The sequence below is a fragment of the Legionella sp. ST3F1 genome (genome assembly GCF_048553315.1).
GTDB lineage: Bacteria > Pseudomonadota > Gammaproteobacteria > Legionellales > Legionellaceae > Tatlockia > Tatlockia donaldsonii.
The window spans coordinates 117,458-130,115 of record NZ_JBLZIO010000004.1; the positions used below are offsets into that span (position 1 = coordinate 117,458).

Genomic DNA, 12,658 nt, shown 5'->3' on the forward strand with positions numbered 1-12,658 from the left:
CGATTAAGGCGATTTATATTGGGGTGGGTAATGAATAATATCATGGATGCGCGATAGTTCATTGGTTGGATTCCGGTAGCCATGCGGTTGATTGGCATTAAAACGAAGCCCTTCTCCTTTAGAAAGTTTTTTCCAGCTCCCGCCTAACAAAAGCTCAATGGTTCCATCCACAACAATGACATGCTCAATGACTCCATGTTTATGGGGAGGTGAAAGATGTTCACATTCGGGCAATAACTCAATAACAAACAATTCAAAATGTAACTGCTCATCAAAAGGAAATAGAGGCAGTACTCGTATTTTTTCATCATCTGGATGCAAGGTTTCAGCATGTCCCGCCCTATAAACAGGATTGGTTGAATTATCCAGACTGTCTTCAATAAACGAAGAAAAGGAGGCTTGAAAGCCGCTCGCAATTTTCCATAAGGTAGAAATCGTTGGACTTGATTCTTCTCGTTCAATTTGCCCGAGCATCGCTTTAGAAACGCCGGTTTCAAGCGCTGTTTTGTCTAAACTCCAACCTCGTTCTTGTCTTAATGATTTTAATGTTTTTGCAATACGTTTTGAAATTTCTTGCATGATATCTCTTAATAAAAAAGCTTGTGCGTTTTAGCGCACGGGCATATACTGGTTTATTATGCGTTATAACGCACGAATTGGGAAGTAGATTGTGGAGAACTGTATGGTTGAACACCCTTTTAAAAACAAACTGGTTGCGGTACTTAATAAGCGTATTGAGCCAGGCAAAGTGATGAATGCGCTTGCTCATATGTGTATTGGTTTAGGTTCCGTAATTGGTGAAGAAGAGCTGCGTTTAACCGATTATCGAGATGCAGATGGAGGATCTCACCCTTATATTTCAGAAATACCTTTTATCATTCTTTGTGAGAACCCCAACAAAATTAGAACATTACGCCAGAATGCTTTAGCAAAAAATGTTCTTTTTAATGATTTTACCGATACGATGACTGTGGGTACCTATCAAGAGCAAATTGAAAGAACGGCACAGGTTAAAGAGAATGATCTGATTTACTATGGCATTGTTTTGTTTGGAGATTGGGATGTGGTGACAGAGCTGACTAGAAAGTGTTCTTTGTGGCGATGATGGGTGGGTGATAGCGATGAATGAAGGTAAAAATTTAAGTAAAAGCGCGCAAATCATACAGGATTTTTTATCTCAAAAGGGGATATCGTGTGAGGTCAAGGAACTTGATTCGAGCATACGCACTGCAAAAGATGCTGCTGATACTTTGGGTTGTGGTGTTGCTCAAATTGTGAAATCACTATTATTTTGTACTGAAAAAACCAACAAGCCGGTATTGGTATTAGCAAGTGGTGTTAATCGTGTGAATGAGAGCCTGATTGGGAATCTCATCAATGAATCTATTGGGAAGGCTGATGCAGATTTTACACGAGAAATAACTGGTTTTGCGATTGGTGGGATCCCTCCAGTTGGCCACAAAAATGTTATTAATACGGTTCTTATCGATGAAGATTTGTTATGCCATGAAGTCCTCTGGGCCGCAGCAGGAACGCCCAACGCAGTATTTTCATTATCTCCAGAAGCACTTAAGCAGCTAACCAATGGGATAGTGGTAAAGATTAGAGAGTAAGTTATGCAAAAAATATTTTGGGATAATCCCTATCAACGCCAATTAATGACTAAGGTGGAGTCGGCAAATGAGAATCGACTACTTTTTGCAGAGACTATTGGTTTTTCGTTTTCCGGTGGTCAAGAAAGTGATACAGTTCGCGTGAATGGCCTGATGGTCACTCATTCTGAAATAGAAGATGACTTGATTTATTATACATTACCTTCGGAGCATGGGCTTTCTGAGGGCGATGTTGTCCTTATGGAAATTGACTTCGTTCGTCGCTACAAATTGATGCGTCTTCATTTTGCTGCTGAATTAATCTTTGAACTTGTCCAAAGAATGTTTCCTATTGAAAAAATAGGTGCTCATATTGCTGAGCATAAGGCTAGAATCGATTTTAACTATCAGCACAATATCTCGGATATCTTTGACACTCTCTTGCTTGAATACAATCAAATTATTGCAAAAGATATGTCTATACGCACTGGGTTTTCTGATGAGAAGAGTCAAAGACGTTATTGGGAAATCGAAGGATTCTCTAAGGTTTCTTGTGGTGGAACACATGTAAAATCAACCGCGGAAGTGGGCTATATTACGTTAAAATGGGCGAATGTGGGTAAAGGTAAAGAGCGAATTGAAATTTATCTGGTACAATAAATCAGCCTAAACGTAGAGTGTTGGATGTTAGCCAAAAAAGAAGTTTTTAATACCATAGGAATTACGTGTGAATGCACAAGAAATTACAGTCTTAAATGATTTAAAAAACGACATAAACCAATTGCTGGGATTTCATGAAGAAACACCAAGGATTAATTATGGTCCTTGTGGTGCGTTTGCCAAATTATTTTTTGATGCGTGGAATAGCCGATTTAAGGATAAAGTGCATATTGTTTTTGTGATGGTGACATCCCATGAAGAGTGCTGGCATATTGCATTACGTATGCCTTCAGGAGAACTTTACGATGGTGGAATTGGCCTTCATTGTGAAGAAGTTTATGGAGAAGGTTATTTATTTGAAGACATGATCGAATATGACCATGAACGTTTGGAAAAATGGTCTTATGGTCTTGAACGTGACTATCCACGATTTTGTCCTGACTTTAATAAAGAAGTGGTTAATTCATTGATTACTCATCATCTAGATCGATTGCAATCTCAAGGAATTTGACTTAATGCGTTATTTACCTCAAGAAGCAATTCAAAAATTAAGTAATGAGCATCAACCCGAACCGCGTGCTATTTTTTGGCTGGCTCTGTTTCTCGAGAGGAAGGAATGCAAGCTCAGATATTTGATGAGAATATCGCTATGAAACAAGAACACCAACTGATTTATGAGCTAGAGATTTCTCTTTTAAATCCGCAAACGAGAAAATCGATTACACAACTGAAGCTACTGATTGCTGATGAATTTATTGAGTATGGTGCTTCTGGTTTAATTTACAATAAGAACGACTTACTTGATTCTCTCCCTGAAGAAGAGCCACAGAGCTATATGGTTAATGATTTTTCAGTTTTAGAGGTGTCGTCCGAAGTCATGTTGGCAACTTATAGGGTCACTGTTGCCTCAAAAAGTTCTTTACGTTCTTCTCTCTGGCAATACAAACACAATCGTTGGCAAATGGTGTTTCATCAAGGCACGCCTTGCCAAGAGTAATAATTTATTTTTACAGGTATTATGATGATTACAATAGCCTATTTAAAACATCACTCAGATTGCATACCAGAGCTTGCTAAGATTTGGCATGAAGTATTAGGGCAAATTTGGGTTCCTGATGTGCCCACCTCACGTGTAGAAGAAAATTTACGAAATCATTTAAACATCGAACAGTTACCGCTCACTATCGTTGCCTTTGATGAAGATAAACCTGTTGGGATGTGCTCTTTACGCGTGAATGATGGAATCCGCCCTGAATTAACCCCATGGCTAGGCTCATTAGTGGTATCACCAAGCCATCAAAAACAAGGTATTGCAAGACAGCTTATTCATCGAGTAAAAGAAGAAGCCCAAGCATTAGGGTTTAAAAATCTTTATCTTTTTGCTTTTGATCCTACTCTTCCAGAATATTACAGTCGTCTTGGTTGGTGCATGATTGGCATGGATGAATTTAAAGGACATCCTGTAACAGTTATGGAGATAATGTTGTGAAGATTAGACAGTTGTTTGATACGGATTGGCATCTATGGAAAGAAATTCGTTTGGAAGCTTTGAATAATTCACCAGAAAATTTTGGCTCTTCTTATGAAGATGAAGTGCATATGTCCGATGCTGATTTTCAAAATGGATTAAGTAAAGGATATGTATTGGGCGCATTTGTTGACGATTTATTGGTGTCTTGTGCTGGATTCTATACACTTAACTCAATTAAAACAAAACACCGTGGTGTGCTTTGGAGTATGTATACTCGTCTTGAATACAGAGGGAAAGGTATTGCAACAGCATTAATTCAGACCCTGATCCAACATGCAAAAACCAGCGTTACTCAATTGCACCTAACCTGTGTAGTAAGTAATTTTGTGGCTCAAGCTTTTTATCAAAAGCAAGGATTTCGAATTTATGGTACCGAACCTAAAGCACTTAAAATTAATGATACCTTTTATGATGAATATTTGATGGTATTGGATTTCAATGAGGAACCCATGAAAAAACTGGATACTTATCAGAGCCTTTGTACTGAAGTATATGATTTAAGTAAACCTAATGCACCACAAGATGAATACTCATTCTATCGAAGCTATGCCGCAGAGGTTAAAGGCTTGATTTTAGAGCCTATGTGCGGCACAGGTCGATTTTTACTGCCTTTGGCTGCAGAAGGATTTGATGTTCATGGCTTTGATGCAAGTCAACCAATGCTAGAACGACTGCATGCAAAAGCGAAGAGCAAAAATCTTAAGCCAAAAGCCTGGCATGGTTTTATTGAAGATTTAAATCAATCCGCTAAATATTCTTTAATTTTTATACCCAGTGGTTCATTTGGTCTCATCACAGAAAAGGTGGATATCCAAAAAGCCTTAAAAACCATTTATGAACATATGGAAGATAAAGGACTTTTTGTATTTGAAGTAGAAACACGCTATGCGGTTCCTAAAGAATTAGGTATATGGAGAGGCACAAGATGGCCAAAAGAAGATGGCACAATCATCCTACTCAGCCAATTAGCTATGCTCGATGAGGAGATTTGTTACTCTATAGGTAAATATGAACTGATTGATAACAACCGTGTCATTCAAACAGAGGTTGAGGAATACAAAATTCGAATTTATCAAGATCTTTCTTTCTTGCTCAATTTGCTCAATGAGGTTGGTTTTAGCAATGTACGAACGGTTAAAGCATTTGACCGAAATGCATCGCCTAATGAAACAGACGAAAGTATTGTTTTTGAGTGCAGAAAATAATTGAGGTAATAAATGAATATTCTATGTCCAGAACCACTACAAAGAGGAGATATCGTGGGGCTTATTTCTCCCTCGAGTCCTATTACGGAAAAAGCAATAGAAGTAGGAGTTCATTTATTAAAGTCGAATGGATTTAATGTAAAGTATGCAAAGCATATGTTTGCATCAGAACGATTTTTAGCTGGTAAAGACCGTGACCGTGCACAAGATGTGATGGATTTCTTTATAGACTCAGAAGTGAAAGCAATTATTGCAACCCGAGGAGGACAAGGTTCGCAACGACTTTTACCTTTCTTAGATTATGAATTGATTAAGAAAAACCCAAAACCATTATTCGGGTTTAGTGATACTACAGCGTTGCAATTAGGCCTATTTAAAAACACTGGCTTAGTAAGTTATACAGGGTTTACTTTGACCATTCATTTAAGTACCCAAGTTAAAAAAACATTATTTTCTTCTTTGTTAGGCCAAGAGTACACAATTCGCAAAGGAATAAAGGTTCATGGAGGCGTTAGCCGAGGTACTCTTCTTGGTGGCAATTTAACCCTTATGACTAATTTAATGGGCACGCCTTACATGCCTACTTTTAAAGGATGTATTTTGTTGGTAGAAGATGTTGGCGTCGAGCCCTATAATATTGATGGCATGTTCTCACAATTAGATTTAGCAGGAATTTTTGATGAAGTTTCCGGCGTTATTTTTGGTACATTTGAACAATGTAAAAGTAAGAAGTCGAATCAGAGCGATGGTACGGTAGAAGATGTAATCAATGAATGGGCTTCTAAATTAAAAGTCCCTTGTATTAAAGAGTTTTCCTATGGACATGGTAAGCAAAATTGCATTCTTCCAATTGGCAAAGTAGTTACTTTAGATGCAGATACTACTTGCGTTACGATTCAAAATTAAAAATGAAGAAATAACCACTTGATAAAACTGATGAGAGCATTGGTTTAATAGAGGCATAAATGAATACACAAGAAATACCCAAAGAATATCAACACACTTCACCAGCAGGAGCTGAAGTTCGATTGCTGATGAATAATCATTTAGGTGGAATGGCTCACTGTACTTTGAAGGCAGGCACAATTTCCAAAGCAGTTCGTCATAAAACTGTATCTGAATTTTGGCATGTCCTTTCTGGTGAGGGTGCAATTTGGCGTAAGTTGAACGATGAAGAGAGCATTACCCCTTTAACTGCTGGAGTCAGCATCGATATTCCCTTGGGAACACATTTTCAATATCGAAGTGATGCAGCAGATTTGGTGTTTATTTGCGTTACTATGCCACCTTGGTCAGGCAGTGATGAGGCAAGTTATGTGGAGCATGGTGCCTGGCCTCCTACAGTGGAATACATTAAATGACTTTAAAATTATCGTTTTTAGAAAATCCAAACCCTGATGATGTTCAAATATTAACGAATGGGATTAAGGCGTACGCCAAACAAGCAAGGGGCTTCGAGTCCTTAGATTTCTTTGCATGCTTTATTCGTGATGCAGACAATAGCATTGTGGGTGGTTGTAGTGGTGGAACACTCTATGGAGGACTTCATGTCGATAATCTTTGGGTGAGTGAGTCCATCAGGCATCAAGGATGGGGAACAAAGCTTATGCAAGAGGCATTGAAGTACGGTAATGAGAAAGGCTGTGCTTTTGCAACAGTTAATACTATGGATTGGGAAGCAATAGAATTTTATAAAAAATTAGGTTTCGAACTTGAGTTTGAGCGGCATGGGTTTCAGAAAAACTCTATTTTTTATTTTTTGCGTAAAGAATTTCAGGGAACAAGAGACATCGGGCTCTTAAATGATGATTCAGTCTCGGACTTAAGTCAAAATCTAAAATCGTCTATATCAGAATCTGTAGTGAGAGAAGAGGTTGTCTCAATAAGCAATGCGCCTCATTTTAAGTGGGGACAAAATTGTGATGCATGGTGGTTAAAAAATGATGGTCAGTTTAACGTTCTTTATGAAACGATGCCCTCAGGCAGTTTTGAGGTAAAACATTATCATCAGGAAACAGAACAATTTTTTTATTGTTTGCAAGGACAATTGGTTATTGAGTTTGAAGACTATGAACAGGTGTTACAGGAACAGGAAGGAATAAGTATTAAAGCAGGGATAACCCATAAAGTGAAAAATAGTTCCGGAAATTTGGTTTCTTTTTTGGTAATTTCATCTCCTAATCTAATCGGGGATAGAGTCAATCTGGAGTCATAAAGTGTCTTCTGAACTGATTATCCGCAAAGCATTAATTGATGATGTTCAACATCTTCACCCTTTAATGGAGCAATTGGGTTATCCACAATCGTCTGAAGAGTTGCAAAGACGACTTGAGCTATTTACTAGTGAACTGCATTACGGTGTTCTTCTTGCGGAAATTGCAGGAAAAGTTGTTGGTTGGATTGCTTGGTCTAAGAGCTATCTTTTTGTTTCCGAAACAACAAGATTTCATATTGAAGGCCTTGTGGTCGACCAAAGTTATCGTAATCAAGGAATAGGTAAAAAGCTTATGATTACTGTTGAGGAGTTTGCCAGGCAATTTAGTCCCTGTATCATTGATTTGACATCTGGACTTAGGCGAGCGAAAGAGGGCTCCCATGATTTTTACAAATCGCTTGGATATCAGAATGAAGGTCATATGGCGAAACTGTATTTAAGGAAAATGCTGTGAACATCAAAGAATTACAATCTGCTTTAAAAGTTGAGACAGCAACATTAGATGATTATCCTACCATCCAAAACATGGCACGATTTTATGTATATGAACTCTCGCGTGACTGTGGTTTTATTTCAGATGATTGGGCTTTGCCTTCCGATGGCCTGTATGAAAGCTTCGATTTTAAAAAATACTTTGAAGAGCCGACAAGAAAAGCCTTTCTGATTAAAGTTGGTAATAAATTAGCTGGTTTCGCTCTATTAAATCACGAAGGAGTTTACCCTGATACTGCATGGAATATGGGCGAGTTTTTTATTACTGCTAAGTTTCAAGGCAAAGGTTTAGGTTATTTAGTTTCCTCTGAATTATGGAAAATGCATCCAGGCTTATGGGAGGTTTCTGTGATTCCAGAAAACAAGCGAGGACTTAGTTTTTGGCGCAAGGCTATTTCAAGCGTTACAGCGGGCAATTATCAGGAAGAAATTAAAACAATCAATTATGATACGCACCAACCACAACGAGTTATTTTTCGTTTTGATAGTACAGCACATGAATGCAGCGAGCCTTTAGAAAGCGAGAACGAATATCAAATCCAATTTGTTGATGAGCTTGATGAAGCTACGGAAAAACGCATGACAAAAGGATTTATTGCCTATGAAGCTCAGCATGGTATTGACGTCAATTATCGACGTTTTTCAGTGACCATCTCTTCTGCCCAAGGAAAAATTTTTGGTGCACTTAATGCCTTTACTGCATTTGCAGAAATTTATGTGGATGATATTTGGGTAGACAGTGCTTATCGTGGTAAAGGGTATGGCAAGCAGTTATTGCTTGCTCTAGAACATCACTTCAAAGGCCAGGGCTTTAATAATATCAATTTAGTGACCAGTGCTTTTCAAGCCCCAGAGTTTTATAAGAAGTGTGGCTTCATAGCAGAATTTACGAGAATAAATAAAAAAAATCCCAAGTTAAGCAAGACATTTTTTGTTAAATTTTTTAACGAGGAATCAGAAACACAAGGCACTCTTAAGGCAGCTCATGGTGAATAAAAATCAACTGGAAACAATCTGTAAAAAATTAAAGATGAACCAACCTTGCGACTTGCCTCAAAGAGTTCACGGTGGTCTTTTACATAAAATGTGGTATCTGAAGTGCAATGGCTCGCAATTTGCTGTAAAACAGCTCAATAAAAGGCTTCAGTTAACTGAAGAAGTTAAATCCCAATATGAATTGACAGAAGAGATAGCCTTCCAATTTTCCCAGTGTACTATTCCCGCAGTTCATGCTCTAAAATTAGAAAATAATTACTTAATCCTTTCAGAAGATGAGGCCTTTCTTGTTTATCCTTGGATAACAGCAAAAACATTGGATAAAGACGCTATATCTGAGATGCATGCGCTTAAAATAGCCACTCTTTTGGCTAAAATTCATCGTATTAATCTTAATGTTCCCCAGCTAAGTGCTCAAGAATTTGATATTCATCCCAATGAAAAAATTAGTGTGTTAATAGACCAGTCAGCAAGCAAAAATTTGGTGTTTAAGGAGCAATTAAAAAGTAATCAACGAGTTATAATTGAGCTTAACGATATCTATCAAAAAGCAATACCTATTTTACAAAGTAGTAGTGTAGTAAGCCATGGTGATTTGGATCAAAAAAATGTTTTATGGGATAAAAATGATACTCCATTTCTCATTGATTGGGAGTCTGCGCGAAAACTTAATCCCACTTATGAAATAGTCAATTGTGCTCTTGATTGGAGTGGAATTACTACTCCGCTGTTTAATAAAACTTTATTTATAAAAATGCTAAAAACATATGCGTCTTCTGGAATAACAATAAATCAAGATCATTTGGAAGCTGCTTTTTATGGTGTTCTTGGCAATTGGATCAATTGGCTAGTATATAATATAAACCGTTCTTTTAGTTCTGATAAAGAGCAGCAGGACATTGGTATTGAGCAGGTGCTTCAGGTTTTACCTACTATTATTCAAGTCAAGGCGAGTATTCCAGAATTAACTCAATTAGTAACACATGAATTAGGAATAACCTTTTAACTTTCGCCAACTTTGATTACCATACCGCACGAAAGTAACTTAAGTTTCAAGGAATGCTTCATGACGAACATCAACAATAATAAAGCTGCATTAGTGACCGGAGCCAGCCATGGAATTGGTCTTGAACTTGCTAAAATTCTTTTAGGTGACGGCTGGGTTGTCTATGGAACAGGGCGGGATGTGAGCAGCTTAGAGGATACTAAAGCGCTATTTCCTCGTTTTGTTCCCATTCAATCGGATTTTACTCGCAATAGTGATATCGAACAGGTTGCTAAAACTATTAATGATTCTGGAATACCGCTTCATCTTTTAGTTCAAAATGCAGGAATGAAAAGTCCTCCACGTCCGTTGACCGAATACGATTGTGACAGTATTGACGAAGTTTTTCAGGTTAATTTATTAGCTCCAATGAAACTTACGGCACTACTTGCCGCGCAGATGCCTGAGAAGTCTCGGATTTTATTTGTTACATCAAGAGCAGCTACTCTGAAACTTAAAGAAAGTTCAACATACTGTGCCAGCAAAGCAGGTTTGGATGAAGTAACTGCTATTGTGAGAAAAGAGTTAGCAGAGAAAAATATTGGTGTGTCTTGTATTATTCCAGGAGAAGTGGATACAAGAATTCAAAAAATTTTAAGAGAAACGACTTCATTTCATTTACATAAAATGTTTGATGAAGCTTATCAGTCCGGTCAATTAATAAGTCCGGAAACTTGCGCGGAATTCCTTAAATGGTTTCTTTGCGACTTATCTTTTGATGAATTTAAGCAAAGCAATATGCCCGTTTCCATTTATGAAGAGTGGCACCATCCATTCTGGCTTAAAGATAGGAATCAGTTACCTCCTTTTCCTTTCTAATTTGTTTATGAACTTTTACGAGCATTTCCAATAAAAGTTTAACTTTGGAGAATAGATGCTTCGTTTCTTCTGTTCCTTTTTCAAGGCATACTCTCTTATGGGGGATATGCCCCACTCTTTCTACAATTGTTTTCTAAAATAGATCCGATCATGTCCTTCTAAATAATTTTTAATTGTCCCTATGTGCTGATAACCTTGTTTTAAATAAAATCCTTCTGCTTGAAAAGAAAAAGTATCTAATGTTGATGCAGGAATACCTCGCTTAATTGCTTCGGCTTCAACGCTGCGTAATAGTTCAGCACCGATACCAAGGCCACGGTATTCTTCCTTAACCCAGAGGACATCAACGTATATTGAGCTTTTATGAGCATACACAATAGCTCCGCCAATAATATTACCCTCCTTACCTTTCACATAGACTGAGTAACGCTCTGGTTTGGTTCCTGTAAAAGGAGCATTATAATTTACTATCCCATCACGAATAATTTTATCTTGCTGTTCCAGTAGATTGGTGTCTATAACAAGCTCTAGTTGGTAATTTATTTGCGATTGATTCATGAGTTATATCTTCTAAAATTAGCTTGAATACAATAAATCATTGACCACTTCCATAGTAATTTCGGGTAGTTTTTGTGTTTGATCAATACACTCTTGGATGGTTATAACCGCTTTTCTAATTTCATTGGGTAACATCTCAGATGGTGCATTGTCGCCTGGCCAAGAAGCATCTCGAGTAGCTTTATCGGGCCAACGAGAATAAGCAAGCCACATACCATCGTTAGTTTTATGCAGGCAAGAACCTAAGGCACCGCGATATTGCACAAAATAGGAAGCAACCTGATGCCAAGCTTTTTGATACTCCATCTCAAGTCCAGGCTTAATAAAGGCTCGGTAAATAACAGCAAAACATTTTTTTGAAAGCAGCTTAAAATGTTCAAGCGCTTCTTCAGGTGTTAAATCCTGGGTACCCAAAACCTCCTCTGCTTTGAATATGTTTATACCTTTGGGAATTGAAAATTGGGAAGTAAAATACATCTGATCAAGGCCTATTCCGAAAGCACAATCCTCATAGCCTAGAACACGAAAGTAATTAATTGATTGCTGATTTTCATTAGTTAAGACATAGTTTCTGAATTTGGGATTATAAAATCCATAAGTCATGTAGTAATGAATACCTTGGCTTTCAAGATGTTGAATGATTTGCACCAAATTCTGGTGCAGTTTTTCAGGCGAATAAAGTTCAATATACATCCCAGCTTTTTCAAGCGTCGAATGTTCATTCTCTGGATAAGGAGGATTCAGTGCCACAAAATCACCAGGTGTCGCAATCGAAATCACGTCCATAAAATCACCACTTCTGAATGAAACTTGATTCGCATTAAGAAGGTTAGATACTCGGTCAATCTCACTCAAGAACATTTCTAGGGACAAATTCGCATGCTCAAGAAATCGATTAGCCTTTTTTCCTTCAAATAGTTCACCTTCACGGTAGATAATGTTTAATTCCTTATCATAAAAAAGGATTCCACCCCATGAATGATTAATGATAAAAGGGAGCAGTAATGCTTTTTCTTCATCAGTTATTTGGTTGTAATTCCTAATCACTTCAAGGAAAAAATCTTTTTTTGATAATGAGGCATCATATTTTTCTACTAATGCTGCATAGGGCTCTTTGATTAGATCTGGTTTGTCTTTAATTAATTGAAGTGTATTAATAAGAATTTTATTGCTGTCATTGATGATATATTCCTCTGCAAGACCGATCTCCATTGCGGCCATACTCCAGGAAGCAGACCCTGCAAAAGGTTCGATTGCTTTCTTGTATTTTTGACCATTATTATTTGCCAATAATACAGAGAGATGCTCATTCAACCAGCTAGTATCAGGGGACATATGCCCTGTCAAATCTGGAAGAGTCAGGTACCTATTTCCGAGATAATGGAGCGGTCCCCCATGATTTTGAGTTAATTGAATAGAACGTGGATTCATAATGGTCACTATGTGGTAAATTTATTTATAAAGCTGCACATCTTAACATGAAATAATAAATTTTTTATTGTATTGAACAAGCATATCTTATTTTTTAATTATTGATGTGGCTCA

The 12,658-nt window shown here is 37.5% G+C and carries 17 protein-coding genes and 1 pseudogene; 15 read left to right on the forward strand and 3 right to left on the reverse strand.

The annotated features are described in order from the left end of the window. Window positions 1-3 precede the first annotated feature (3 nt). Window positions 4-579, reverse strand: a complete 576-nt coding sequence (locus ACN4Z1_RS04770; RefSeq protein WP_011212585.1) for a helix-turn-helix domain-containing protein — start codon at window positions 577-579, stop codon at window positions 4-6. 103 nt (window positions 580-682) lie between these two features. Here ACN4Z1_RS04770 and ACN4Z1_RS04775 point away from each other — a divergent pair, with 103 nt between their 5' ends. The 15 genes and pseudogenes from ACN4Z1_RS04775 to ACN4Z1_RS04845 all read left to right on the forward strand — a co-directional run bounded on the left by ACN4Z1_RS04775 (window position 683) and on the right by ACN4Z1_RS04845 (window position 10,555). Continuing rightward, on the forward strand, window positions 683-1,105 hold the full coding sequence (locus tag ACN4Z1_RS04775; protein ID WP_021460594.1) for a DUF2000 domain-containing protein: 423 nt from the start codon (window positions 683-685) through the stop codon (window positions 1,103-1,105). A gap of 16 nt (window positions 1,106-1,121) precedes the next feature. After that, a complete protein-coding gene (locus ACN4Z1_RS04780) occupies window positions 1,122-1,613 on the forward strand; it encodes a YbaK/EbsC family protein (RefSeq protein WP_021582670.1) in 492 nt (163 codons plus the stop codon). Window positions 1,614-1,616: 3 nt separating this feature from the next. Then, window positions 1,617-2,252, forward strand: coding sequence for an alanyl-tRNA editing protein (locus tag ACN4Z1_RS04785; RefSeq protein WP_021460595.1), 636 nt, complete (start codon window positions 1,617-1,619; stop codon window positions 2,250-2,252). A gap of 67 nt (window positions 2,253-2,319) precedes the next feature. Continuing rightward, window positions 2,320-2,763 carry a hypothetical protein gene (locus ACN4Z1_RS04790; protein WP_010655431.1) on the forward strand — a complete coding sequence of 148 codons (444 nt, stop codon included), beginning with the start codon at window positions 2,320-2,322 and terminating at the stop codon, window positions 2,761-2,763. 105 nt (window positions 2,764-2,868) lie between these two features. Next, window positions 2,869-3,249: a DUF4440 domain-containing protein gene (locus ACN4Z1_RS04795; RefSeq protein WP_231296972.1), complete on the forward strand. Its 381-nt coding sequence runs from the start codon at window positions 2,869-2,871 to the stop codon at window positions 3,247-3,249. Between the two features lie 24 nt (window positions 3,250-3,273). Further along, on the forward strand, window positions 3,274-3,741 hold the full coding sequence (locus tag ACN4Z1_RS04800) for a GNAT family N-acetyltransferase (RefSeq protein WP_010655429.1): 468 nt from the start codon (window positions 3,274-3,276) through the stop codon (window positions 3,739-3,741). After that, window positions 3,738-4,190 (forward strand): annotated as a pseudogene (locus tag ACN4Z1_RS04805) (N-acetyltransferase family protein); the annotation flags it as partial. The gene ACN4Z1_RS04800 and the pseudogene ACN4Z1_RS04805, both read left to right, overlap by 4 nt. Window positions 4,191-4,232: 42 nt before the next feature. Continuing rightward, window positions 4,233-4,988: a class I SAM-dependent DNA methyltransferase gene (locus tag ACN4Z1_RS04810; RefSeq protein WP_031297877.1), complete on the forward strand. Its 756-nt coding sequence runs from the start codon at window positions 4,233-4,235 to the stop codon at window positions 4,986-4,988. A gap of 12 nt (window positions 4,989-5,000) precedes the next feature. After that, on the forward strand, window positions 5,001-5,894 hold the full coding sequence (locus ACN4Z1_RS04815; protein ID WP_058393171.1) for a S66 peptidase family protein: 894 nt from the start codon (window positions 5,001-5,003) through the stop codon (window positions 5,892-5,894). A 59-nt stretch (window positions 5,895-5,953) separates the two neighbouring features. Then, window positions 5,954-6,349 (forward strand): cupin, encoded by a 396-nt coding sequence (locus ACN4Z1_RS04820; protein ID WP_021460598.1) that lies wholly within the window; start codon window positions 5,954-5,956, stop codon window positions 6,347-6,349. After that, window positions 6,346-7,203: a GNAT family N-acetyltransferase gene (locus ACN4Z1_RS04825; protein ID WP_021460599.1), complete on the forward strand. Its 858-nt coding sequence runs from the start codon at window positions 6,346-6,348 to the stop codon at window positions 7,201-7,203. Before ACN4Z1_RS04820 ends, ACN4Z1_RS04825 begins: the two co-directional genes overlap by 4 nt. Window position 7,204: 1 nt before the next feature. Then, on the forward strand, window positions 7,205-7,657 hold the full coding sequence (locus ACN4Z1_RS04830) for a GNAT family N-acetyltransferase (RefSeq protein WP_021460600.1): 453 nt from the start codon (window positions 7,205-7,207) through the stop codon (window positions 7,655-7,657). After that, window positions 7,654-8,691 (forward strand): GNAT family N-acetyltransferase, encoded by a 1,038-nt coding sequence (locus tag ACN4Z1_RS04835; RefSeq protein ID WP_021582671.1) that lies wholly within the window; start codon window positions 7,654-7,656, stop codon window positions 8,689-8,691. The genes ACN4Z1_RS04830 and ACN4Z1_RS04835 overlap by 4 nt, the downstream gene beginning before the upstream one ends. Further along, complete coding sequence (locus ACN4Z1_RS04840; protein WP_025520168.1) at window positions 8,684-9,697, forward strand: aminoglycoside phosphotransferase family protein; 1,014 nt, start codon at window positions 8,684-8,686, stop codon at window positions 9,695-9,697. Before ACN4Z1_RS04835 ends, ACN4Z1_RS04840 begins: the two co-directional genes overlap by 8 nt. Window positions 9,698-9,757: 60 nt before the next feature. After that, window positions 9,758-10,555 carry an SDR family oxidoreductase gene (locus ACN4Z1_RS04845; RefSeq protein ID WP_021460602.1) on the forward strand — a complete coding sequence of 266 codons (798 nt, stop codon included), beginning with the start codon at window positions 9,758-9,760 and terminating at the stop codon, window positions 10,553-10,555. Between the two features lie 120 nt (window positions 10,556-10,675). Here ACN4Z1_RS04845 and ACN4Z1_RS04850 read toward each other — a convergent pair whose 3' ends face one another. Together ACN4Z1_RS04850 and ACN4Z1_RS04855 are read right to left on the reverse strand one after the other, a co-directional pair. Then, window positions 10,676-11,113 (reverse strand): GNAT family N-acetyltransferase, encoded by a 438-nt coding sequence (locus tag ACN4Z1_RS04850; protein WP_021460603.1) that lies wholly within the window; start codon window positions 11,111-11,113, stop codon window positions 10,676-10,678. 18 nt (window positions 11,114-11,131) lie between these two features. Beyond that, entirely contained in the window at window positions 11,132-12,544 is a 1,413-nt protein-coding gene (locus ACN4Z1_RS04855; protein WP_419388093.1) for a DNA adenine methylase, read from the reverse strand. Window positions 12,545-12,658 lie beyond the last annotated feature (114 nt).

What these genes read in the sequence shown, in the direction of transcription:
- ACN4Z1_RS04770 (WP_011212585.1), bottom strand. Translation starts at nt 579, where the DNA reads ATGCAAGAAATTTCAAAACGTATTGCAAAAACATTAAAATCATTAAGA.
- ACN4Z1_RS04775 (WP_021460594.1), top strand. Translation starts at nt 683, where the DNA reads ATGGTTGAACACCCTTTTAAAAACAAACTGGTTGCGGTACTTAATAAG.
- ACN4Z1_RS04780 (WP_021582670.1), top strand. Translation starts at nt 1,122, where the DNA reads ATGAATGAAGGTAAAAATTTAAGTAAAAGCGCGCAAATCATACAGGAT.
- ACN4Z1_RS04785 (WP_021460595.1), top strand. Translation starts at nt 1,617, where the DNA reads ATGCAAAAAATATTTTGGGATAATCCCTATCAACGCCAATTAATGACT.
- ACN4Z1_RS04795 (WP_231296972.1), top strand. Translation starts at nt 2,869, where the DNA reads ATGCAAGCTCAGATATTTGATGAGAATATCGCTATGAAACAAGAACAC.
- ACN4Z1_RS04800 (WP_010655429.1), top strand. Translation starts at nt 3,274, where the DNA reads ATGATTACAATAGCCTATTTAAAACATCACTCAGATTGCATACCAGAG.
- ACN4Z1_RS04810 (WP_031297877.1), top strand. Translation starts at nt 4,233, where the DNA reads ATGAAAAAACTGGATACTTATCAGAGCCTTTGTACTGAAGTATATGAT.
- ACN4Z1_RS04815 (WP_058393171.1), top strand. Translation starts at nt 5,001, where the DNA reads ATGAATATTCTATGTCCAGAACCACTACAAAGAGGAGATATCGTGGGG.
- ACN4Z1_RS04820 (WP_021460598.1), top strand. Translation starts at nt 5,954, where the DNA reads ATGAATACACAAGAAATACCCAAAGAATATCAACACACTTCACCAGCA.
- ACN4Z1_RS04825 (WP_021460599.1), top strand. Translation starts at nt 6,346, where the DNA reads ATGACTTTAAAATTATCGTTTTTAGAAAATCCAAACCCTGATGATGTT.
- ACN4Z1_RS04845 (WP_021460602.1), top strand. Translation starts at nt 9,758, where the DNA reads ATGACGAACATCAACAATAATAAAGCTGCATTAGTGACCGGAGCCAGC.
- ACN4Z1_RS04850 (WP_021460603.1), bottom strand. Translation starts at nt 11,113, where the DNA reads ATGAATCAATCGCAAATAAATTACCAACTAGAGCTTGTTATAGACACC.
- ACN4Z1_RS04855 (WP_419388093.1), bottom strand. Translation starts at nt 12,544, where the DNA reads ATGAATCCACGTTCTATTCAATTAACTCAAAATCATGGGGGACCGCTC.